Consider the following 21,610-nt stretch of genomic DNA (forward strand, 5'->3'; position numbering starts at 1 on the left):
AGGCGGGCGCATCTGTGAGCCTTCGCCACCTTGAAGCCGCAGGTCAAAGGGATGGTGTGAGGCGGTAGACGAGCGGGAGGCGGCCAGGCTGCCGCGTGCGCCGCTCTGCTGCGCCGGTGCGGAGCCTCACGAACGGGTCACTGTGCGCGGGCGGAGGCTCCGTAGCTGTCAGTCTGGCGGAGCACCGTCGCGTCGTGTGCCTGTGCCGGCCATGCCTGAATGAGGTACCACTCGGTGATCTCGTCCGGGGCCAGGTCGATGGCGGTGTCCCGGCCACGCGCGTGAATGCGCAGCCGGTAGTCGCCGGGGCCGTCGAAGGAGAGCACGGGCAGCTCCTCGTCCAGGTCGTCCATCAGACCTCGCACCATCAGCTCTCCCGATACCGAGCGCAGGGACAGTTCGACGACCTCGTCCCACTCCGAGTCCCCTGCCCGGGGAACGTCGGTATGCAGGGTGACGGTGACGTCGACGTCCCCGGTGTGGATGCCGGTGTGGATCGTGGCGATGCCGTCCTGCACCTCGACCAAGCCGTTGTGGCTGCGCGGCAGGTCGGGGCCGACGGAACCGTCCTCGTCGTTGATCTGAAACTGGTGGTACTGCACGGGCACGAGCCCGCACCCACGCTCGGCCTTATCGCTCATGGCGTGTTCCCGTTTGATCGGAGATTGGTCAGGGCTTGATCCACACGAGGAATCTATCCTTCTCCAGAAGCCGGTTGTAGAGGTGGAAACGGCCGAGCGCCTTACCGCCCTCCTCGTTCTGGGTGGCATTGATCATGCGCCAGCTGAAGTTGCCGCCGCCTGTGGAGGCACCCAGCTCCGGGTGTTCACGGGCTTGGCGTAGACCATCTCCGGGATGTACGGCATGACGCAGCCGGTCTTGGAGGTCCCGGGTAGAGCGTTGTCGCACCGGACAGGCGGCTGGCCCAGCGTGATCTCGTTCGTGGGCGCGGCCCACTTGGGGTTGGTGAGCCTCCAGTGTGCCGTCCCCTGGCCCTCGCCCTTCTGTCCCTTGGGGCCGGCCTTGATGGTGGTGTCGAAGAAGAACTGCCCGACAGCCTCCTTACTGTTGCTCATCGCCTGGGACGGGAACTTGCTCTCGGTCACCTTGCACTTGCCCGCGCAGGTGCCCTTCCCGTTCGCGCTGCTGCCCACGCCATCGCCCGAGGCGCTGACCTGTAGGAGCTGGACCTGGTAGGCCCATGCCTTGATGTCGCGCTTGCTGTAGGAGTAGCCGACGGCCAGGTAGTGCATCTTGCCGGTTACCCGGCCGGTGCGGACGTCATGGACCGTCACGTCGGCCTTGAAGACGCCACGGGCCTGGAACCGGTTGACGTACCAAGTGCTGTTGGCGCCGTGGTCGTCGCACCACTTCGGTGTCGGCCACGCGCTGATGGCTGCCAGGCGGTCAGATGCGGTGAGCTTCGTTGATCCCCAGGTGACGCAGGCGACCGGCTTGTTACTGCCGGCGTCACGCGCTGCCTTCATCTGGGCGCCACAGGCGGCCTCCGCCTGGGCGGCGGTCGTCTTTGGCCCAATGGACGCCGGAACGGACGCGGCCGGGGAACTCGCCGAGGCCTGAGTGGAGGTCAATGAGCCACCCAGCAGTCCCAGCGTGACCGCTCCCGTCGACAGCAGTTGTCTGTATCGGAAACGCACGCATTTCTCCCCGTGTTGATGGATTCCGAGTGGCTTATGACTGATCTGCCACTTGTTGTGACCACATCACCGGGCAAAATGCCAGGACAGATAGCTCTCTCGCCGTGGCTGGGCGGCGGTCGCCGACGAATGCGCCTCGGCCGCGCAGCCGGCGACCGACAGGTGGGCGGGCAGGCGGTGATTCGGACGCGCACCGGTCGAGCACGGCTTCGCTCACCTCACGAACTAGCGACTCCTCACCAAGCTCCGTACCGATCCTGCCCGCGCCCCACCCGCCTCCTGCGTGCCCTGCTCGTTCCGTCACGCCAGCTCTTAGACCTGCGACCGCTAGGTGGCGGGGGCTCTGTGTGCGCGGGGAGGGCGGCGGGGCTGCTACGGTGGCGCGCGGGTACGGGTACGTACCCGTACCCGGAGAGGTGAGAGGAACACGATGATGGCTGACGCCAATGTCCGCATCCCCGAGGAAGCCCGGGACCGGCTCGCCACCATAGCGGCGGCGGAGGGCATGTCGCTGCGCGCCTACCTGGCCCGTCTCGCCGAGACCCTGCTCACCCCCGCCGAGCGGGCCGAGCGCGCCGAGCGGGCCCGCGCCACTCTGAGGGAATGGACCGGCTACGCGCCCAGCCCCGCCGAGGAGCGGGACCTCGACAGCGAACTGGACCGACGGCTGGCCCGGGCGGTGGCCCCTTGAGCGACGCCATGCACATCGTCCTGGACGACACGGCGATGGCCGCAGCGGGCCGGGGCAACGTCCTGGCCTCACGGCTGATCCACCGCGCCCATGTGGAGACGGGCTGGTACCTGTACGCACCGGCCTGCGCGCTCGTCGAGGCCGATCGCCTCCGGCCCGGGACTGCGGAGCATCTCGCCGCCCTGCCCGGCATCACGGTCCTGGACCTGGACCTGGCCGCCGTCCTCGCGGTGGCCCGGCAGCGCACCTGGGCCGCGGCACACTGCGAGTACACCGCCCAGCCCACCCCGGACCGTCCCGACGGTGCGGTCATCGCCACGACCGCACCGGACCGCTGGGAGGGCGAACCGGTACGGGTGCTCGACCTCAACTCCTGAGCACTGACCGGCGGTCACCCGCGCTACATGACCGGCAGCCCCAGTGCACGCAGGGTGCCCGGCGGTACGTCGACACCGCGCAGCGCCTCGGCGAGGCGCAGGGTGCGGTCCGCGACGACGAGTTCGGGGGGCGTCTCGGGTACGGCGACACCGGCGTGCGCCAGCCAGGCGACGATCTCCCGCCAGGAGTAGAACTCCGCACCGCCGGTGGGGGTTTGAGGCTCCGGAAAGCCATCGGGCTTCCGCCCGCTCCGGGCCAGCTCCCGCCCGCACCGCCGGCCGGCTTCCTCCAGCGTCACGGTGTCGTCGTAGCGCACGCCGACTGCCCGCAGACCGGGGACGAGCAGGACGTTTCGCGCGGCCAGGGCGACAGCGTCCAGGAGGGTCGGTGCTTCGATGTCGCAGGCCAGCCCCCGCAGCAGGTCCGGATCCGGCGAGGTGGCGTACTCCGCCGGGTTCGCGGGGCCCAGCGTGTAGGACACCGAGCCGTCCCCGAAGGCGTCGCAGTGGTCGAAGGCATCGGCCTGCTCGGGGGTGAGGGGCTGGTTGACGAGGAGGGTGAAGCTCCATTCGGGCACGGGGTGATCCTCTCAGTGCTGGTGGCCCTGGACGAAGCGGTCGATGCGTTTCGCCTCGTTGCCCGGGTTCTTCGGCGTACCCGAGACGACGTGGCGCGCTCCGCACGAGCAGCACACCACCCAACCCCAACGGTGCCCGTTCTTGTCCGGCGCCACCTCGCAACCCGCTCTCCTGGCCCGGTCAAGAGCCGCCGCGACATCCCCATCTTGGTGCCGTCCTCGGGAAATCACGCCGGAATACTACTCAGAGCGCCAAGAAGGCCACCTTCAGCAACGCAAGAGTGGCCACCACCATCTGAACGACAGACAGGGGCGCCGGCCCGCTGCTCGCCGGCCGACACCCCTTCCGCAACCGCTGTTACGGGCGCATCCCCCGGTCGTCGTCGCCGTAGTCCTCGTCCGCGATCTCGTCGGCCTCCTCGGTGATCCGCTCCTTGCGGACGGAACCGCGGACCGTCTCCGGCTCGGTGCGCTCCTCGGCGGTCAGCCGGACCCGCTCCACCGGTACGGCCTCGGTGTCCACGACCGCGCGTTCCTCGTGCAGGATCACCTCGTGCTCGGCCTCGCTGATGTCCGGACCGGACAGCGCGGCGTCCCGGTTGGCGTCGGTGATGGGCTCCCGCTCGACGCGCAGTTCCTCGTGCCGCAGCGGCACGGTGTGCTCTTCCTCCTCGGTGACGACGTACTTGCGCAGGCGCGCCCGGCCGACCTCGGTGCGCTCGACACCGACGCGCATGTGCTCCTCGGACCGCGTCATCGCCTCGCCGGCGTCCTGGCCGTACCGGTCGGCACTGTCGTCCCTGAGCCCCGCGTCCCGGCCGGGCATGGCACCGGCGGCTCCTGCCGTTCCCGTGGTTCCCGCGGCGGTCGCGTCCCCGGCCGCCCAGCCGGCCGTTCCGCCGCGCTCGTCCAGACCGGGCTCGTAGCCCTCGTCGGCCAGGCCGCGGCGGCCGCTCTGGTCGCCCTGCTCGCCCTGGGACCAGTAATCGGCGCCCCAGTCGATGTGGTAGTAGTCGTAGAGCTGGTGCTCTTCGGTCTCGGACAGGTGTCCGCCCGCGTCCACGTCCACGTGCGGCGCGTCCTTGACCTGGCTCTTGGTGTAGGGGACCTCGATGTGGTCGTCCACCAGGGAAGCGTCACGGATCGGCACGAAGGTCTCACTGGTCCCGAACAGACCCGTCTTGACGCTGACCCACTCGGGCGCGCCGGTCGTGTCATCGAGGAAGACGTGCTTGGCCTCGCCGATCTTCTTCCCGCCCTGATCGTGGACCGGGTGGTCCAGGACGGCCGGAATCTGCTCTCTGCTGATCATGTCCCGTCTACCCTCCTGTCGGAGCGACTGTGGCTACGGGCCGGGTCACCCGTCACGGGAGGGATAAAACACCCCAAACGCATCTCTGTGCATCACGGGTCACTTGTGCCGCAGAGTGAGAGGAGGGGGTGGCGGTCTCCGGCGCGGAGGACAGTGGCTCTGGAGCCAGTCCGCCTCTCCCGGCCCAGGGTCGGGGGCCCCAGGAGGTGGCTACTCCGACTTGAGCGAGCTGATGAAGGGGCTCCAGACGGTGGCGGGGAGGAGGAGGGCGGGGCCGCCGGGGACCTTGGAATCGCGGACGGGGACGAGGCCGGGGATGTTGTGGGCGGCCTCGACGCAGTTGCCGCCGTCTTCGTTGCTGTAGCTGCTCCTGAACCAGTGAGCGTCACTCAAGTCGATCGGGAAGCTTGCCATTTCGATAGTCCTCAGCTGCTCGCTCGATGAGTCTCAGGGACGTCTCAGGATCCAGCGCGGCGGCCCTGAGGCGACCGTAGGCCCTGGAATATTCCTTCACGAGCCCCGGGTCATCGATCAACTGGCCGTGGTACATCCCCTCCGTGTACATGACGGGAGGAGCATCGTTGAAGGTCAGGAACCGGGACTCGCCCATCATGAAGGGGTAAGGGCCACAATTCCGCGGCATGATTTGCGGAAGTGCCCGGCGCTTCCGCATCACCTCCACCAAGTGCGCCAACTGTTCCGCCATCTCGTCGGCGGGAAGCAAGGGCTGCAGCAGGACCGACTCGTGCAGCACCAGCCAGCTCTCCGGCGCGGCCGTGTCCTCGAAGAGCTAGGCTCGGGCCCGCCGATCAGCCACCTTGGCAGCCAGCGCATCCTCCGTCTCCCTCGGGTGCGCAGCGAGGATCACGGCCCTGATGTACGACTCCAGTTGAAGCGGTCCCGGGATCAGCATCGGATCCCACTCTTCGATCTCCATCGCTTGCTTCTCCAGCTCAAGCGCATACGCGAAGTAGTCGGCGTGGCTGCCCTGCCGGGCTCGACGCACATCCTCACAGTGCCGCTCGAAGAAGCCATCGGTCCCCAGGACCCGATCCGCATGCCGTGCCAGATCGAGCGGCATCCTGCGCTGACCGTGCTCGATGTCGCTGAGGTAGGACTTGCCGTAGAAGCTGCCCTCAAGGAACGACTCCAGCGACAGCCCCGCCTCCTCCCGCTTCCACCGCAACTCCTTGCCGTAGAAGGCAGGGACGCTGATCGAACCGTCAATGTCCTTGCGCCGTGCCACGCGCTCACCGCCGTAACTCACCGTGCCGATTCCGCTGTTCGCGCCGTGGACGCGGAACGTCTTCCACCGTAGCGACCCGGACGACAGTCTGTTAGGCCTTCGTCACAGACCGCACGGAAGGCTGATCACTCCCCATGCCCGACCACTCCCCCACCGCCTACGACGTGACCCTCTGCGTGGAAGACCTGCGCGCGGCTCTCGCCCTGCACGGCATCACCCTGCCGTCGCTCCGCGTCGACCTGCCGAGCTTTGCGGGGACGTACGCGCCTCCGGCCGGCCTGGTGACCCTCGGGAACTGCAACACCGCGACGGCCCGCGCGCTGGCCTCGGTCCTCAAGAAGGCGGCCGAAGCATGAGGACGATGCTCGAACTGAGCCTGTCGGCAACCCCGAAGGCCGCGCCCGAACTCCGCCGAGAACTGCGCGCGTACGACTACGACATCCGCCTGTGCGCGACGGAGCTGCTGACCAACGTCATCGACCACGTGGGCGACGGAACGCCCGTGACGGTACGGGTGACCGCGGCGGCAGGTGACGCCGACCGCACCCGTATCGAGGTGAGGGACCCGAACACCCGGACGCTGCCCGTCATCCGAGCCGCGACGGAGACACAGGAGTACGGGCGCGGACTGACACTCGTAGCGGCCCTGGCGGAGAGGTGGGGGGTGGACCTGGGACCGGACGGCAAGACGGTGTGGTGCGAGCTGGCACCCGCGTCCTCGTGCTGATCAGCCGATCAGCTGATCAGGGGGCGATGCCGTTCAGTTCGGCCATGTCCTCCTCGGAGAGGGAGAGCCCGGCGCCGGCGATGTTCTCGCGCAGGTGGGCGATGGACGAGGTACCGGGGATGAGCAGGATGTTCGGTGAGCGTCGCAGGAGCCAGGCCAGCGCGACCGACATCGGCGTCGTCTCCAGGCGGTTCGCGACCTGGGAGAGGGCCTCGGACTGGAGCGGCGTGAAGCCGCCGAGGGGGAAGAACGGCACGTAGGCGATGCCTTCGGCGGCGAGGTGGTCCACGAGGGCGTCGTCGTGGCGGTGGGCAGCGAAGGGTGCGTGCGGTTGACGACAGCCGCGTCCGGACCCCGGCCCTGCGTCCGCGCATGCACGATCGCCGGTCGCGGTCAGACGCTCTCGCATCCGCCACAACCGGCGATCAGCGCCTGCCGTCGTCGTCAGCTCAAGACAGGGCGAGGCCGCTGGTGAAGCCGCCCGCGAGGCAGATGAGCCAGGCGGCCGGTGCGTTCCACAGCACGGTGGCGGCGAGGGCGGCCGCCGCGGGCAGGATCACGCCGATGAACAGGGTGCCTGTGACGGATCCCCAGGTCAGCTCTTCTCGGGTGATCGCCCATCCGATCGCGGCCGCGCCCAGGGCCGCGGCCACATGGGAGTACCGGAAGTCGGTCAGGTCGGGCCAGTCGCGTGGGCGCTCTTGGCGGCGGCGCGCCAAGCGGTAGCGGATCAGGATGCCCAGCTCTGCCAGCAGGACGGCTGTCGCGAGGGCGTTGACGAGCAACATGTGTCTCCGGTGTCAGAACTTGCAGTGCTTCTTGATGCCGTCGAGGCCGATGAACGTGCCGACCATCTTGCGCAGGGAGAGCTTCATCTTGCGGCGCTTCGAGTAGTTGTAGATCAGCTTGGCGACCTTCTTGAACCCGATCTTCTTGGCCAGACGGACCGCGGTGATGACCCGGTAGGTCGATCCCGACGGAGTGAAGGCGAGGACGATCGGGGCGACACCCCGCACGGCGCAGTTGAAGATCTTCTTGGTGGTGGACCACCAGGAGGGGTCGATGACGATGGGGAAGGCGCTGTTGTTGTCGAACTCGACGTGCTGCACCAGCTTGTTGCCCACGACCTTGTAGCTGGTGGGGACATCGTTGCCGTCGGCGTCCTTGGCCCAGGGTGCCTCGAAGAAGCCGGCAGGCTCCTTGGTGGGCGTCTTGGACGTGTCGTCATCGCCTTCGGAGTAGAGCGAGACGGACCCGTCCTCGTCGTGGACGACGGCCTTCATGCCGGCCGGGATGGTGTAGCCGGTCTCGTAGTCGTGCGGGGCGGAACCGTTCTTGATGATGTTCAGGGTGCGGGATCCGCCGTCCACGGTCGGCTGGACCACGGTGTCTACTGCCCCGTTGGAGGTGTACACCACGTTGCCGCCGACCTGGGTGCCCTTGGCTGTGGCTCCGGGGATGGTGAGCTTGGTGGGCATCTGCTCGTTCTTGATGTCCACTGGCTGGTTCCGGCCGTCCCACGGCACGCTGACGGTGTTCTCCTCCGTCGCGGCGATGGAGGCGTAGGTGTCGTCGGAGGACGTGGCGGCGGTGATGTCCGCCGCCTCGGAGTACAGGTTGGCCAGGCCCAGCGTGTTCTCGGCGGCCGTCGGCTGCCACGATGTGTCGACGTGGAACTTGACCGACGGCGACCAGCCGGTGGCGTAGTGGGTGCCGTCGAAGCTGGTGGTGCGGAAGCTGTACGTCCTGCCGGAAGTGAGCTTGCCGGCGGGGATCTTGACGGAGGCGGTCGTGTTGGACGGCACTTCCTCCGAGTTGACGGTGGCGACCACCTTGCCGGTGGCGTCGTCGGTGATCTCGAAAGTGCCCCGCACGCTGTCCTCCGCGTTGCTGTCGGTTATCGACGCGCGCAGCGTGGGAGTGGTGGAGTTCACCTTGAAGATGCCACCGCTGGAGATGAACGGTGTGCCGGCCTGGAGATTGCTCCCGGCGCCGGGACGGTAGTTGTACGTGACTTCGAGGGTGGGGATCTTGTCCTGTTCAGCGGTGTTGGCGGAGTAGAAGCGCTTCCACCCGTAGGTGTCGCCTTCATCGGCGGCCTTGAGCGCCACCGAGCCCGTCTCGGCCTTCGCCGAGGACCAGGTCTGGGCCAGCTTCGTGACGTCCGCGCTCACCCACCCGGGGCTGGTCGCCGGCTTGGTCTCGGTGGAGGTGGCGATCTTCTCCTTCATGGCCGGCTGCTTGGTCCAGCGGGTGTTCTTGTCCGCGGGGTCGGCCGCCCAGACCTCCCAACCGCGTGCCTCGGCGGACCACGAGTGGTAGTTCCACAGCTTCAGCTTCGCCTCCGACACCAGTGCGTCCGCGAAGGGGGAGGTGCGGAAGGTGACGAAGGAGCGGGCGACGCGCTTGGTGCTGCCTTCGTAGTCACCGGGCCAGCCCAGCTTGAGATCGGTGTTCGCCGACTGATCCGTGGTGTCGCCGCCCTGGACGAAGGTGTCGAACAGCACGTCCAGCGCGTCGGCCGCCGGGTCGATCGTCACCGGGTACCGCGTCTTCGGGTCGTTCAGCCAGTCGGCGTCGGGGGTGAGGGTGAGCGTGACCGTGTTGCCGTTCTGGCTCATCCTCATGTCGACCCGACGGCTGTTGGTGCGCTCGAACGACCGAGGATCGCGCCGGCTGTCCCACATGGTGGGGGCGGGCATCACCGCGGTCTTCTCACCGGAGGAGTCGCTGAAGGTGATCGACCCGTCGGGATTCTGCTTAACCGCGGTGCCCTCGGGGACGGTCATCGGGACGACCATCGGTGCGCCGTCCTCTGGAGCTTCGTTCAGGCGCAGGAACTGCTCGAAGCCCGTGCGGGTGGCCTCCACGACCAAGTCGCCCTCGGGGACGGCGCCCTTGTAGGTGGCCCGGTTGCCCTCCAGCTCGGGAGCCGGCAGCCCGCCCTTCCACTGCAGGGCGATCTTGCCGCGCCCCTGCCCGATGGACACGAGGTCCTTCGCCTGTGACGGGGCCGCTTCTGCCACGGCGGTGAGCGACTTGGGCAGTGTGCCCTCTTCGCCGGCCAGCTTCAGATGCTCGGGGTGCGCCACCGCCTCGACGTCACCACCGGCCGCGCGCTTGAGGTCGAGGTCGACGTCGACCCACTTGCCGTCCCGCACCATACGGACGGGGCCCGCGGCCACGTCGGTGGTCAGGGTGCCGTCGGGATTCGCGTACACCGTCTCGGTCTCGGTCCGCATCTGCATGACCTCCACCCGGCGCTCCTGGATCTTGGCGGCCTCCAGCGCCGCCTCCACCGTCTCGGCTTCCTTGATGGGATGGGCGTCCAGGGCGGCGAGCGTCCGCTCCAACTCCGTTGCGACGGAGTCGGCTTCCTTGTCCGCGATGTTCGACTTCTCCACCGCCACGGCAACGCTGGGGGTGGAGACAAGCACAGCCCCCGCGGTCATGGCGGCTATGCCGGCGGTGCCTACGGACCAGACACGCCAAGTGCTCTTCATTTGTGCTGCTTTCAGGTACCCGGCCCCACACGCCCGGAAGGGTGAGGATGGGGCCGATTTATTCTTACCTGATTCATACAATCACAGGTAATGGATCAGCCCCTAACCGGCCCTACCTCCCCAAATCCGCAGCGGAGGTCAGGACCCCGCAGGCACCAACGCCAGCGCGTTGACCTGTGGCTGGTTCGCCGCCCCCCGCACGAAGTCGACCGTGACGGTGCCGCTGTCCGGGACGGTCACGGGGATGTCCTTCTCGACTCCGAACGCCTGTTGGCCGTCCGCTCCGCGGGCCACCGCTGTCGCGATCATGTCGAAGTCCTTCAGGACCGTGGAGCCGTTGACCGCGACGTCGAAGACGCGTTGTCCGGGACGGGTGAAGTACCAGTCCATGAAGTACAGCCGCAGCTCGTAGGTGGCTCCCGGGGTGAGGTCGGGAACGGTGTAGCGGGACTCGGTGAACCGGGAGGTGTTCCACAGGGCCGCCGGTAGGGGGTGGGAGACCGTCGCGGAGAAGTTGGGCAGGCTGCGGGCGTCGGCCGGCTTGGTGTCCGGGATGCCGCCGGTGCCGTACTCGTCGGCGGCGAAGGTGCTGTCACCTGCGCCGCCGATGTCGATGGCCACACCGCCGGCGTTGCCGATGGCCACACCTGCGGCGTGGGAGTCCGGCTGCGCCTGCGCGGCGGTGGGGCAGGCCGCGCCCAGTACCGCCGCCACCGTCACCGCGGCGGCGGCGAGGGCCGTGCGCGGGTGTCCTTTTCCTCGGTGCCACGTGGTCCGCATGATCCGTCCTTCCTCGCGCCTGGTGGTGCCGGTCGGTGGTGCGTCACGTGCGGGTTCCCTTGATTGAATTCGACGGGACGTCGATGCACAAGACCTCTGCGCCCCCTTTGTTCAGGGCGTGAGATAACACCGCCGCGGCCGGCCCCGCAGCGATTGCGGGGCCGGCCGGAGAGGAAGGGGCGGCGGGACGGACGACCAGGGGAACGACACGCCCCGCGAGGTCAGCGGCGCAGCGCCGCCGCCTCCTCCGGGACATGCCCCGCGACGACCCGTCCTCCGCCGGGCCGCCCCCGGTCCACCGCGTGGGCGACGGCGGCCACGCCGACCCCCAGGACGGCGAGGGCCGCGCCGGCGAGGGCCGGAGACGTCGTGCCGAGACCCGCCGCCAGGGTCAGGCCGCCGATCCAGGCGCCGCCCGCGTTGGCCAGGTTGAAGGCCGCCTGGTTGGCGGAGGAGGCCAGGGACGGGGCCGTCGACGCCTTCTCCATGACCATCAGCTGGAGGGGTGAGCCGGTGATGAAGGCGGCCATGCCGAGGAGGGCCACCGCGAGGGCCGCGCTCCACTGGGCGTGCATGAGGACGGGGAAGAGGGCCAGGACGGCCGCCAGGGCGGTGAGGCCGCCGTAGAGCGTGCCGCGCAGCGAGTGGTCGGCGAGGCGGCCGCCCAGCAGGTTGCCCGCGGTGGCGCCGACGCCGAACAGGGCCAGCAACAGCGTCACGTTGGCCTCGGCGAAGCCGGCCGTGTCCGTGAGCATCGGGGTGATGTAGCTGTAGGCGGCGAAGAGGGCGCCGAAGCCGGCGACCGTGGTGCCGAGGGCCAGCCAGACCGGGACGGAGCGCAGGGCGGCGAGTTCGCCGCGCAGGCCCGTCGCCGTGGCGTGGGTGTGGTCGTGGGGGATCAGGAGGGCCAGGGCGGCGATGGCCGCCAGGCCGATCGCGCCGACCGCGAGGAAGGTGGCTCGCCAGCCCAGGTGCTGGCCCATCAGCGTGGCCGCCGGGACGCCCGCGACGTTCGCCACGGTCAGACCGAGGAACATCAGGGAGACCGAGCGGGCCTTGCGCTCCGGCGCGACCATCGAGGTGGCCACGACGGCGCCCACGCCGAAGAAGGCGCCGTGCGGGAGGCCGCTCAGGAAGCGGGCGGCCAGCAGGGAGCCGTTGCCGGGGGCGAACGCCGAGAGGGCGTTGCCCGCGACGAAGAGGGCCATCAGGGCGATCAGGACCGTGCGGCGGGACATCCGGGACGTCAGCGCCGCGAGGAGGGGGGCGCCGATGACGACGCCCAGGGCGTAGGCCGAGACCAGGTGGCCGGCCGTCGGGATGGATATGTGCAGGTCGTCCGCGATGTTGGGCAGCAGGCCCATCGTCACGAACTCGGTCGTACCGATGCCGAAGGCGCCCACGGCTAGGGCGAGCAGGGCCAGGGGCATGAGGGACCTTTCAGAGCGGGTGTTGCCGTACAGGACTCGCGTAAGTTCCTGGGCGGAACAAATGCGCTCAGGGTCCGTATTCCAGCAGGTTACGAGGCTGTGTCGAGCTTCACACGGGCCGCCACCGGAAGATGGTCGCTGCCGGTGCGGGGCAGCGTCCAGGAGCTTTCCGGCTCGGCTCCCCTGACCATGATCTGGTCGATGCGGGCCATCGGGAAGGACGCCGGCCAGCTGAAGCCGAAGCCGCTGCCCGCCGCGCCCTGGGTGGAGCGGAGCTGGGAGGTGACGGCGTTGAGCGAGCGGTCGTTCATGGTGCCGTTGAGGTCGCCGAGGAGCACGACCCGCTTGAGGGGTTCGTGGGCGATGGCCTCGCCGAGCGCGTCGGCGCTCGTGTCCCGCTGGCGAGCGGTGAAGCCGGCCTCCAGCTTCACGCGCACCGAGGGCATGTGGGCGACGTAGACCGCGACCGGGCCCTCGGGCGTGGCGAGGGTGGCGCGCATGGCCCGCTTCCAGCCGAGCCGGATGTCGACGGCCCGGACGTCGGTCATCGGGTACTTGCTCCACAGGCCGACCGTGCCGACCACCGCGTGGTGCTTGTACGTCCCCGCGAGCGCCTTCTCGTACACCGGTAGGGCGGAGCCGGGCAGTTCCTCCAGGGCCAGCACGTCGGCGCCGGAGGAGGCGACCTCGGTGGCGGTGCCGGCCGGGTCGGGGTTGTCGGCGTTGACGTTGTGGGTGGCCACCATCAGGTCGCCGCCGCTGCCGCCGCCGCCCGCCTTGTCGGTGACCAGGCCGCCGAAGAGGTTCAGCCACACGATCGCCGGGAGCAGGATCGCGAGGAGCGCGGTGGCCGACTTGCGGACCAGCGCGAGCACCAGCAGCACCGGGACGGCCAGGCCGAGCCAGGGCAGGAACGTCTCGGTGAGGGAGCCCAGGTTGCCGATGCGGTTGGGGATGCGCGAGTGCAGCAGCATCACCAGCGCGAGCAGCAGCGCCAGTACGGCGAGGACGACGCCCCGCCGCCAGACGCGGGGGTCGCCTCTCCAGCCGTCGGTCACGCGGTGCGCCAGGCGCCGGAGCCGGGATCCCGGTCGCTCGGGTCCCGAGCCGCCGTCCGCCGTCTCCGTCGTGTACGCCTGCTGCGCCATACCGTCTGCCTCACTGCCTGCCGTGCACACCGTTCGCCCCCGTGTCCATCCGACCCTAGGGGATGATCGGTTCCGATCCGCCGTCCCATGACGGCCGTACGGAAGACCCAGACGAACAGGGCGGGGGCGGGAGTTCCGTCACCGGCCGGGTGGGCCCGGTCTGTGACGAAACGCGCACACTGATGCTACGAGGCTGTCGAGCTGACGGGCCGTAGACCCTCCAGGACCGTGTCCACGATCTGCTCGGCCAGGCCCTCGGGCAGGTCGCCCTCGGGGCGCATGACGGTGCGGACGAGCATGGGGCCGACGAACATGTCGTTGGCCAGCTCCAGGTCGATGTCCGCGCGCAGTTCGCCGCGTTCCTGGCCGCGGCGCAGGACTTCGAGGCCGACGACCCGCCGGGGCGCTATCACCGCGGCGTGGTAGGCGGCCCAGATCTTGGGGCTGGACTTCATCTGGGCGTACACGTTGTGCAGGATGGCCGAGGAGCGGCTCACCAGGCCGCGGCGGCGCAGGGCTTCCAGCAGGACGACGAGGTCGTCGCGCAGGCTGGTGCCGGGGAGTTCGGGGTCGGAGGGCTCGGCGGCGCGCATGGCGTCGACGAACAACTCCTCCTTGCCGCTCCAGCGGCGGTAGATGGTGGCCTTGCCGACGCCGGCGGTGCGGGCGATCCGCTCGATGGACAGCTCCGCGAGGGGCACGCCCTCCTCCAGGAGGTGCACCACGCCCTCCAGGATGGCGTTCTCCACGGCTTCGCTGCGCGGCCGGCCCCGGGCGGGGGTGTCCCCCCGGCCGGGGGTCTCCGGGCGCGGCCGGCTGTCGGCAAGGCTCACGTCGTTTCCGTCCTCTCACTGTGCTGCGGGGATTGTCCCGCAGCACCCTCCTTCCCCCCTGGAGCGGCGCTCGGTGCTCAGTCCGTCGCGCCGACCAGTTCCTTCTCCTTCTCGCCCCGCTGTCCGGCGGCGTCCTTGCCGGGCAGGAACAGCGCGGTCACCACGGCGCCAACCAGCGCGACGCCCGTACCGCACAGGGCGGTGACGTGCATGGCGTGCAGGAACGCGTCGTCGGCGGGCGTGATCAGGGCCTTGCCCTGCGGGCCGAGCTTGGCGGCGATGCCGAGGGTGGCCTCGATGGACTCGCCGGCGGTGTCGCGCAGGTTCGGCGGCAGCAGGCCGAGCTTGCCCTCGATGCCGTTGCGGTAGGCGGTGGCGAGCACCGAGCCGAGTACGGCGATGCCGAGGGCGCCGCCGACCTGGCGGAAGGTGTTGCTCAGCGCGGAGGCGGAGCCGGCCTTCTCGCGGGGCAGGGCCTGCATGATGACGACCGAGGTGGGCGTCATGATGTGCGCCATGCCGGTGCCCATCAGGAAGAAGACGACCTCCAGGAGCCAGATCGGGGTGTCGGCCTCGAAGGTGGCGAACGCGGCGAGGGTCGCGGCGATCAGCAGCAGCCCCGCGGTGGTGGTGGCCTTGTTGCCGAAGCGGTCGACCAGGAGCCGGGCGCGCGGCGCGAACAGGAGCTGGGCGAGGGCGAGCGGCAGCATCAGGACGCCGGACTCCAGCGGGGAGTAGCCGCGCACGCTCTGGGTGTAGAAGACGCCGAAGAAGGTGACGCCCATCAGCGCGAAGAAGACCAGCGCGATGGCGCTCATGGCGGCCGAGAAGACCTTGTTCTTGAAGTAGGAGACGTCGAGCGAGGGGTGGTCGCTGCGCTTCTCGTAGACGACGAAGGCGGCGAGCACCGCGAGGCCGGCGATGATGGTGGCGAGGACCTTGGCGTCGGTGAAGTCGGCCAGTTCGCCGCCCTTGATGATGCCGTAGACCAGCAGGACCAGGCCGACGACGGACAGCACGACGCCGATCGGGTCGAGGCGGCCGGGGCTGGGGTCGCGGGAGTCCGGGACCAGCCAGGCCATCAGGATCAGCGCGACGATCACGATCGGCACGTTGACGAAGAAGACCGAGCCCCACCAGAAGTGGTCGAGCAGGGCGCCGCCGGTGATCGGGCCGATGGCGATGGCCAGGCCGACGCCGCCGGCCCAGATGCCGATGGCCTTGGGCTGCTCCTCGCGCTCGAAGACGTTCATCAGCACGGCGAGGGTGGCGGGCATCACGAACGCGGCGCCGAGGGCCATCAGCGCGCGGTAGGCGATGAGCTGGCCCGGGGTGCCGGACTCGGCGGCGAGGGCGGAGCCGATGCCGAACACGGCGATGCCGCCGAGCAGCACCTTCTTGCGGCCGAGCCGGTCGCCGACGAGGCCGGCGGTGAAGAGCAGGCCGGCGAAGACGAGGGTGTAGGCGTTGATCGCCCACTCGATCTGGCTCTGCGTGGCGCCGAGGCCGGTCGGCGCGGGGGTGGAGATGGTCTTGATGGCGACGTTCAGGATCGAGTTGTCGAGCACCACGATCAGCAGGCTCAGCATGAGCACGCCGAGGATCGCCCAACGGCGCCGGTGTACGGCTTCCGGTATCCGGGAGGCAGGGACGGGACTTGTCATGTCTCCGAGCCTAAGGGCATTTCGATACGGTACCGTCTCGTATCTTATTTTCTTTACCAAGGTCTTACGTCCCCGCCGCTTGCGGAACGGGAGCGCCCGGAGATCTCCCGGGGACTCTCCGGCCCCCCTCTGGCCCCGACTGGCACGAGGTGCCACCATGGAGAGGATCCGGGGACGCCGTCAGGGCGCCTCGAGATGACTGAAGGAGCCGTTGCCATGACGCAGCTTTCGGCTGCCCAGAACAAGCCTTCCGACGGCAGCAAGGCGCTGTACGGGGGGAAGGGCACCCGCCGCATCACGGTCCGCGACATCGCCCTCGCCAAGGAGCGCGGCGAGAAGTGGCCCATGCTCACCGCCTACGACGCGATGACCGCGTCCGTCTTCGACGAGGCCGGCATCCCGGTACTCCTCGTCGGCGACTCGGCGGGCAACTGTCACCTCGGGTACGAGACCACCGTGCCCGTCACCCTCGACCAGATGACGATGCTCGCGGCAGCCGTCGTCCGCGGTACGACCCGTTCGCTGATCGTCGGCGACCTGCCCTTCGGCTCCTACCAGGAGGGTCCGGTGCAGGCACTGCGCTCGGCGACCCGGCTGGTGAAGGACGCCGGGGTCGGTGCCGTGAAGCTGGAGGGCGGGGAGCGCTCGCACGAGCAGATCCGGCTGCTGGTGGAGGCCGGCATCCCGGTCATGGCCCACATCGGCCTGACCCCGCAGTCCGTCAACGCGATGGGCTACCGGGTCCAGGGCCGCGGCGAGGAGGCCGCCCAGCAACTGCTGCGGGACGCGAAGGCCGTGCAGGACGCGGGCGCGTTCGCGGTGGTGCTGGAGCTGGTCCCGGCGGAGCTGGCGGCCGAGGTCACGCGCATCCTGCACATCCCGACCGTGGGGATCGGGGCGGGGCCCGAGACGGACGCGCAGGTGCTGGTGTGGACCGACATGCTCGGCCTCACCCCCGGCCGGATGCCGAAGTTCGTCAAGAAGTACGCCGACCTGCGTGAGGTCATGGGCACTGCGGTCAAGTCCTTCGCGGAGGACGTCGTCGGCGGGACGTTCCCGCTGGAGGAGCACTCCGTCCACTAGACCACTGCGGCACCACCGAGGCAGCCCGCCGACCGTCCCCCGTCGGCGGGCTGCCGCTTGCCTCCGGCGGTTTCGCGGGGTTCTGGTCGGCGGGGGTCACTTTCCTGGCCGGTCGCCGGTCGCCGGTGCCGGGGGCTGCCTTGGCCGGGAGGCGGGCGGGGTGCGCTGAGCGGCGTTTTCCCTCCCGGCCGCCCTTACTCCCCTCACCGCATCCAGCCGGGTGGGCCGACGCCGGCGGCAACACGCAGTACGGACCGGACAGCCGGGCACCGTCCACGGGCCGGGCGGGGGGCGCGGGGGCCGGCGGCGAGTTGCCGGGGCGTCTGTGTGCGTGGGTGAGGCGGCTGGGCCGCGAACCCTCGGTCAGCCGAGTCGGGTGGGCCGGCGGTCACCAGGGGGCGGGCGGCGGTGCCATCAAGGCCTCCGTCAGGCGGGTCAGGCGGTCCCGGAAGGTGCGGCGGGAGCGTGGGGAGCCCGCGTTCTCGCCGGCCGCCGCGCTGACCAGGTGCTGGACGGTGTCCAGGTCGAGTTCGGCACCCTCCGGGACCGCCAGGGTGTCGTGGGCCATCGCGGCCAGTTCGCCGCCGCCCGCGCCGAGGGCCAGAACCCGTACCCCGGCACGGCGTGCCGCGTGGACGTGTTCCAGGAGGGGGGCCGGCTCCTCGGGGGCCACGACGAGCAGGGTCTCCCCGCGTCGCGCCGCCGCGATGCGGCCGGGGCCCACGGCCAGGTGCGCGGGGTCGCAGGGGCGGGCGTGCTGTCGTACCAGAGTGGGCGCCAGTTCGGGGGTGTTGGACCAGGCCGCCTCGTCCACCAGGTGCGCGGCGAGGTGCCAGGGCTCGTAGTCGGGGGTGCCGACCAGCAGGAGGCCGCCGCCGTGGGCCACCACCGAACCCCGCAGCACGCCCGCGAACCTCCGGGTGGCCCCCAGCCACTCGGTTCCGGCGAGCACTTCCCGCAGCAGCGCGACCCGTACGGCGTCCATAGGGCCGCATCCTGCACCAAGCGGCCACTCGTGACCCGGAGTTCACCCCGAGTTCGCCCGATCCGGGGAGGGAGCAGATCCAGCCGTGACACCGAGGAGGCGTGAAGATGACCGACGCCGACACCGTTTCCGTTCCCTTCCGGGGCGGCAGCGAGGGCTATGCCAGTTTCCGGATTCCGGCGCTCGTGCGCACGGCGGGCGGGACGCTGCTCGCCTTCTGTGAGGGGCGGGTCGGGTCGTCCGCAGACAGCGGGCACATCGACATCGTGGTGAAGCGGTCGACCGACGGCGGTCGTAGCTGGGGGCCGCTTCAGGTCGCCGCCAGCAACGGGACCGATCTCGCGGGCAATCCGGCGCCCGTCGTGCTCGACACCGGGCGGGTGCTGCTCGTGCAGGTGCGGGCCGCCGCCGGTGCCACCGAGGCCGCCATCCTGCGGGGGCAGGTGAGCGAGGCCGACGGGCGGCGGGTGTGGGTGCAGTACAGCGATGACGACGGCGGGACGTGGTCGGAGGCGAAGGAGATCACCGCGCAGGTGAAGCGGGCCGGCTGGCGCTGGTACGCCACCACCCCGGGGCACGCCCTCCAGCTCTCCACCGGCCGGGTCCTCGTGCCGGCCAACCACACCGTGCCGCCCACCGGCGGCGACACCGGCGCCGAGGCGAAGTACAACAGCGGGCACTGTCTGTTCAGTGACGACCGGGGGGAGAGCTGGTCCCTCGGGTACGTGGACGAGAATCCCGACGGGTATGTGAACGTGAACGAGACCACCGGAGCCGAACTGCCGGACGGGCGGCTCTACTTCAACACCCGCAACGACTCCCCCTCCCCCGGCAACCGCGCGGACGCCTACTCGGTGGACGGCGGCGTCACCCTCGTCAAGCCGTTCCGGCCGCAGGCCGGGCTCGCCGCGCCCGTCTGCCAGGCCGCCGTGCTCCAGCTCCGGGACCCGGACCTGCTGCTCTACTCCGGGCCGGCCGACCCCGCCGCCCGCGCCCTGATGACCCTGCGCGCCTCCGCCGACGGCGGCACCACCTGGCGCCCCGTGTTCACCGTCGACGGGCTGCCCGCCGCCTACTCCGACCTCGTGCGCGCCGACCCGGACACCGTGGGGCTGCTGTACGAGACCGGCGACTTCGGCGCCTACGAGACGATCACCTACCGGGGGGTGCCCGTGGCGCGGCTGGGCTGCGCCGGTGCCGGTGCGGGGACGGACGTAGAGTCGGCCCCATGACCTCTAGCGACAGCGCACAGAAGGCCCCCGCCAAGGACCCCTGGGACCTGCCCGACGTCTCCGGCTACGTCGTCGGCGTGCTCGGCGGCACCGGGCCGCAGGGCAAGGGCCTCGCCTACCGGCTGGCCCGGGCCGGACAGAAGGTGATCATCGGTTCCCGGGCCGCCGAGCGTGCCCGGGCCGCCGCCGAGGAACTCGGGCACGGTGTCGAGGGCGCCGACAACGCCGAGACCGCGCGCCGCAGCGACATCGTGATCGTCGCCGTACCGTGGGACGGCCACGGCGACACCCTGAAGTCCCTGCGCGAGGAGTTGTCCGGCAAGCTCGTCGTGGACTGCGTGAACCCGCTCGGTTTCGACAAGAAGGGCGCCTACGCGCTCAAGCCGGAGGAGGGCAGCGCCGCCGAGCAGGCCGCCGCGCTGCTGCCGGACTCCCGGGTCGCCGCCGCCTTCCACCACCTGTCGGCCGTCCTGCTCCAGGACCCGGAGACCGAGCAGATCGACACCGATGTGATGGTGCTCGGCGAGGAGCGCGCCGACGTGGAGATCGTGCAGGCCCTGGCCGGCCGTATCCCCGGGATGCGCGGCATCTTCGCGGGCCGGCTGCGCAACGCCCACCAGGTGGAGTCGCTGGTCGCCAACCTGATCTCCGTCAACCGCCGGTACAAGGCACACGCCGGGCTGCGCCTCACCGACGTGTGAGCCGGGCCGGGCGATGGGGGACACTGGTCGGCGAAGCAGTTCCGAGCAGTGTCCCCGACAGGAGCCGACCGTCATGCCCCGCATCGCCCTCTACACCCTGACCGTCTGCCTGCTGGCCGTGGCCGCCGCGGTCGTCTCCTTCGTCCAGGGCAGCTGGCTGGGCGTGGTGTGGGTGCTGCTGGCGGGGCTGTCGTCCAACATGACCTGGTACTACGTCAAGCGCGGCAAGGCCGCCGCCGGGGGCCGCGAGCCGGGCCCGTCCGTCACCGGCTGACGGCACAGAACTCGTTCGACCCCTGCCAGAAGCGGTACAGCTCCTGGCCGCAGTACTGGTCGAGGGCGCCGATGCCGAGGCCGCGCAGGATCGCGTCGATCAGGTCGAAGAACACGTCGTTGACCGACGGCACCCACAGCAGCGCGAACACGAACAGCAGGCCGAACGGCGCGAACGGCTCGACCTGCCGCTTCACCTGGTACGACAGCCAGGGCTCGATGACGCCGTAGCCGTCGAGGCCCGGCACCGGCAGGAAGTTCAGGATCGCGGCCGTCACCTGGAGCAGGGCGAGGAAGGCCAGCGCGAAGCGGAAGTCGCGGGGGACGCCGTCCAGGGCGTGCAGCCAGAACGGGGCGGTGCAGACCACGGCGAACAGCACGTTCGTCAGCGGGCCGGCCGCCGAGATCAGGCTGTGCCGCCAGCGGCCCTTGATCCGGCCGCGCTCGATGAACACCGCGCCGCCGGGCAGGCCGATCCCGCCCATGATCACGAACAGCACGGGCAGCACGATGCTCAGCAGCGCGTGCGTGTACTTCAGCGGGTTGAGCGTGAGGTAGCCCTTCGCGCCGACCGTGATGTCACCGCTGTGCAGGGCGGTGCGCGCGTGCGCGTACTCGTGCAGGCACAGGGAGACGATCCAGGCCGCGGTGACGAACAGGAACACCGCGACGCCGGGCTGTGCCGCGTATCCGGTCCAGGTGGCCCAGCCGGTCACCGCCGTCACGGCCAGGATGCCGACGAACACCGGGCTGACCCGGCGGTCGGAGTGGCGGGTGGTGGCGGTGGTCATGGCGGGGCTCCTGTGCGGTGCGGAGGGGCGGGGACTGCGACCGTACCGGCCGCGGGCCCCTGGGGAAAACGTCTCGCGGTGGCCGCCCGGTTCCTGGAAGGTGGGGGGATGCCACGGATGAGGGTGTTCTACGAGAGCTGGCAGGTGGAGTGCTGCGGGACGCCGTTCGCGGTGGGGGACGAGGTGACGTGGCGGCTGGTCGCCGTCGAACCGGACCGGCGGGGCGGTGAGTTCTACGGTGGCGAGGCCTGGGTGAACCAGCACGGCGGGATGGACGGGAAGACCACCGGGCGGGTGTGTGCCATCGAGGTGGTGTGGCAGGAGCACCTGGCCCATCATGATCCGCTCACCGTCGAGCACCCCGAGCCGGCGCCCGGGCCCCTGGTGATCCGGGCGGCCGGGCAGACGCTGGAGGCGGTGCCCGGGGGCACGGTGCTGGAGTCCGTCACCGCCTGCCCCCGGTGGTTCGGGGAGACCGAGGAGCAGCCGCCCCGGCGGGTGCCGTTCCGGGTCCGCCGGGGCGAGGGCGTCCTCGTCACCCTGGACGTCTCGGCGGGCGGCCCGTGCCGGGCCGGTGACCGGCGCTGAGCGCGCTCGC

General features: G+C 70.3%; 23 protein-coding genes and 2 pseudogenes. 9 read left to right on the forward strand and 16 right to left on the reverse strand.

Annotation, left to right across the window (positions count from 1 at the left end; all coding sequences use genetic code 11):
• Window positions 1-137: 137 nt before the first annotated feature.
• Window positions 138-641 (reverse strand): hypothetical protein, encoded by a 504-nt coding sequence (locus NX794_RS29020; RefSeq protein WP_258782256.1) that lies wholly within the window; start codon window positions 639-641, stop codon window positions 138-140.
• Window positions 642-773: 132 nt separating this feature from the next.
• Window positions 774-1,658 carry a hypothetical protein gene (locus NX794_RS29025; protein WP_258782258.1) on the reverse strand — a complete coding sequence of 295 codons (885 nt, stop codon included), beginning with the start codon at window positions 1,656-1,658 and terminating at the stop codon, window positions 774-776.
• A gap of 433 nt (window positions 1,659-2,091) precedes the next feature.
• On the opposite strand from NX794_RS29025, the gene NX794_RS29030 reads away from it, so the two are divergent.
• Complete coding sequence (locus tag NX794_RS29030; RefSeq protein ID WP_258782260.1) at window positions 2,092-2,349, forward strand: hypothetical protein; 258 nt, start codon at window positions 2,092-2,094, stop codon at window positions 2,347-2,349.
• An 8-nt stretch (window positions 2,350-2,357) separates the two neighbouring features.
• Entirely contained in the window at window positions 2,358-2,726 is a 369-nt protein-coding gene (locus NX794_RS29035) for a PIN domain-containing protein (RefSeq protein ID WP_258782349.1), read from the forward strand.
• A gap of 23 nt (window positions 2,727-2,749) precedes the next feature.
• Here the strand turns inward: NX794_RS29035 and NX794_RS29040 are convergent, their stop codons facing one another.
• From NX794_RS29040 to NX794_RS29055, 4 genes and pseudogenes are all read right to left on the reverse strand, one after another.
• A complete protein-coding gene (locus NX794_RS29040; protein ID WP_258782261.1) occupies window positions 2,750-3,304 on the reverse strand; it encodes a hypothetical protein in 555 nt (184 codons plus the stop codon).
• A gap of 358 nt (window positions 3,305-3,662) precedes the next feature.
• Entirely contained in the window at window positions 3,663-4,616 is a 954-nt protein-coding gene (locus tag NX794_RS29045; protein WP_258782262.1) for a PRC and DUF2382 domain-containing protein, read from the reverse strand.
• Window positions 4,617-4,826: 210 nt separating this feature from the next.
• Entirely contained in the window at window positions 4,827-5,030 is a 204-nt protein-coding gene (locus tag NX794_RS29050) for a DUF397 domain-containing protein (protein WP_258782263.1), read from the reverse strand.
• A pseudogene (locus tag NX794_RS29055) lies at window positions 5,002-5,883 on the reverse strand (helix-turn-helix domain-containing protein). The gene NX794_RS29050 and the pseudogene NX794_RS29055 overlap by 29 nt, the downstream one beginning before the upstream one ends.
• Window positions 5,884-5,996: 113 nt before the next feature.
• Between NX794_RS29055 and NX794_RS29060 the strand changes: the two are divergent.
• Both NX794_RS29060 and NX794_RS29065 read left to right on the forward strand, forming a co-directional pair.
• Window positions 5,997-6,218 carry a hypothetical protein gene (locus NX794_RS29060; protein ID WP_258782264.1) on the forward strand — a complete coding sequence of 74 codons (222 nt, stop codon included), beginning with the start codon at window positions 5,997-5,999 and terminating at the stop codon, window positions 6,216-6,218.
• Complete coding sequence (locus tag NX794_RS29065; protein ID WP_258782265.1) at window positions 6,215-6,589, forward strand: ATP-binding protein; 375 nt, start codon at window positions 6,215-6,217, stop codon at window positions 6,587-6,589. Before NX794_RS29060 ends, NX794_RS29065 begins: the two co-directional genes overlap by 4 nt.
• A gap of 16 nt (window positions 6,590-6,605) precedes the next feature.
• Here the strand turns inward: NX794_RS29065 and NX794_RS29070 are convergent.
• The 8 genes and pseudogenes from NX794_RS29070 to NX794_RS29105 all read right to left on the reverse strand — a co-directional run.
• Window positions 6,606-6,902 (reverse strand): annotated as a pseudogene (locus tag NX794_RS29070) (aldo/keto reductase); the annotation flags it as partial.
• Between the two features lie 136 nt (window positions 6,903-7,038).
• On the reverse strand, window positions 7,039-7,377 hold the full coding sequence (locus NX794_RS29075; protein WP_258782267.1) for a hypothetical protein: 339 nt from the start codon (window positions 7,375-7,377) through the stop codon (window positions 7,039-7,041).
• Between the two features lie 12 nt (window positions 7,378-7,389).
• Window positions 7,390-10,041: a DNRLRE domain-containing protein gene (locus NX794_RS29080; protein WP_258782269.1), complete on the reverse strand. Its 2,652-nt coding sequence runs from the start codon at window positions 10,039-10,041 to the stop codon at window positions 7,390-7,392.
• A 189-nt stretch (window positions 10,042-10,230) separates the two neighbouring features.
• Window positions 10,231-10,872: a malectin gene (locus NX794_RS29085; protein WP_258782270.1), complete on the reverse strand. Its 642-nt coding sequence runs from the start codon at window positions 10,870-10,872 to the stop codon at window positions 10,231-10,233.
• A gap of 221 nt (window positions 10,873-11,093) precedes the next feature.
• The gene (locus NX794_RS29090; RefSeq protein WP_258782271.1) at window positions 11,094-12,302 is read right to left on the reverse strand and encodes an MFS transporter; all 1,209 of its coding nucleotides are present in this window, start codon (window positions 12,300-12,302) and stop codon (window positions 11,094-11,096) included.
• 89 nt (window positions 12,303-12,391) lie between these two features.
• Window positions 12,392-13,450: an endonuclease/exonuclease/phosphatase family protein gene (locus tag NX794_RS29095; RefSeq protein ID WP_258782273.1), complete on the reverse strand. Its 1,059-nt coding sequence runs from the start codon at window positions 13,448-13,450 to the stop codon at window positions 12,392-12,394.
• Window positions 13,451-13,635: 185 nt separating this feature from the next.
• Entirely contained in the window at window positions 13,636-14,283 is a 648-nt protein-coding gene (locus NX794_RS29100) for a TetR/AcrR family transcriptional regulator (RefSeq protein WP_258782274.1), read from the reverse strand.
• Window positions 14,284-14,360: 77 nt separating this feature from the next.
• A complete protein-coding gene (locus NX794_RS29105) occupies window positions 14,361-15,947 on the reverse strand; it encodes an MFS transporter (RefSeq protein WP_258782276.1) in 1,587 nt (528 codons plus the stop codon).
• Between the two features lie 216 nt (window positions 15,948-16,163).
• Between NX794_RS29105 and panB the strand changes: the two genes are divergently transcribed.
• Window positions 16,164-17,030 (forward strand): 3-methyl-2-oxobutanoate hydroxymethyltransferase, encoded by an 867-nt coding sequence (panB, locus tag NX794_RS29110; RefSeq protein WP_258782278.1) that lies wholly within the window; start codon window positions 16,164-16,166, stop codon window positions 17,028-17,030.
• A 388-nt stretch (window positions 17,031-17,418) separates the two neighbouring features.
• Here the strand turns inward: panB and NX794_RS29115 are convergent, their stop codons facing one another.
• Window positions 17,419-18,015 (reverse strand): hypothetical protein, encoded by a 597-nt coding sequence (locus tag NX794_RS29115; protein ID WP_258782279.1) that lies wholly within the window; start codon window positions 18,013-18,015, stop codon window positions 17,419-17,421.
• Between the two features lie 107 nt (window positions 18,016-18,122).
• Here NX794_RS29115 and NX794_RS29120 point away from each other — a divergent pair, with 107 nt between their 5' ends.
• The 3 genes from NX794_RS29120 to NX794_RS29130 are packed head-to-tail and all read left to right on the forward strand — an operon-like array spanning window position 18,123 to window position 20,222.
• The gene (locus tag NX794_RS29120) at window positions 18,123-19,247 is read left to right on the forward strand and encodes a sialidase family protein (protein ID WP_258782281.1); all 1,125 of its coding nucleotides are present in this window, start codon (window positions 18,123-18,125) and stop codon (window positions 19,245-19,247) included.
• The gene (npdG, locus tag NX794_RS29125) at window positions 19,244-19,948 is read left to right on the forward strand and encodes an NADPH-dependent F420 reductase (RefSeq protein ID WP_258782283.1); all 705 of its coding nucleotides are present in this window, start codon (window positions 19,244-19,246) and stop codon (window positions 19,946-19,948) included. Before NX794_RS29120 ends, npdG begins: the two co-directional genes overlap by 4 nt.
• Window positions 19,949-19,961: 13 nt before the next feature.
• A complete protein-coding gene (locus tag NX794_RS29130) occupies window positions 19,962-20,222 on the forward strand; it encodes a hypothetical protein (RefSeq protein ID WP_258782284.1) in 261 nt (86 codons plus the stop codon).
• Here NX794_RS29130 and NX794_RS29135 read toward each other — a convergent pair.
• Window positions 20,212-21,012, reverse strand: coding sequence for a site-2 protease family protein (locus NX794_RS29135; RefSeq protein WP_258782285.1), 801 nt, complete (start codon window positions 21,010-21,012; stop codon window positions 20,212-20,214). The genes NX794_RS29130 and NX794_RS29135 overlap by 11 nt on opposite strands.
• Before the next feature lie 108 nt (window positions 21,013-21,120).
• Between NX794_RS29135 and NX794_RS29140 the strand changes: the two genes are divergently transcribed.
• Window positions 21,121-21,600, forward strand: coding sequence for a DUF6578 domain-containing protein (locus tag NX794_RS29140; protein WP_258782286.1), 480 nt, complete (start codon window positions 21,121-21,123; stop codon window positions 21,598-21,600).
• Window positions 21,601-21,610: the final 10 nt, after the last annotated feature.

Source organism: Streptomyces pyxinicus (assembly GCF_024753135.1).
GTDB lineage: Bacteria > Actinomycetota > Actinomycetes > Streptomycetales > Streptomycetaceae > Streptomyces > Streptomyces pyxinicus.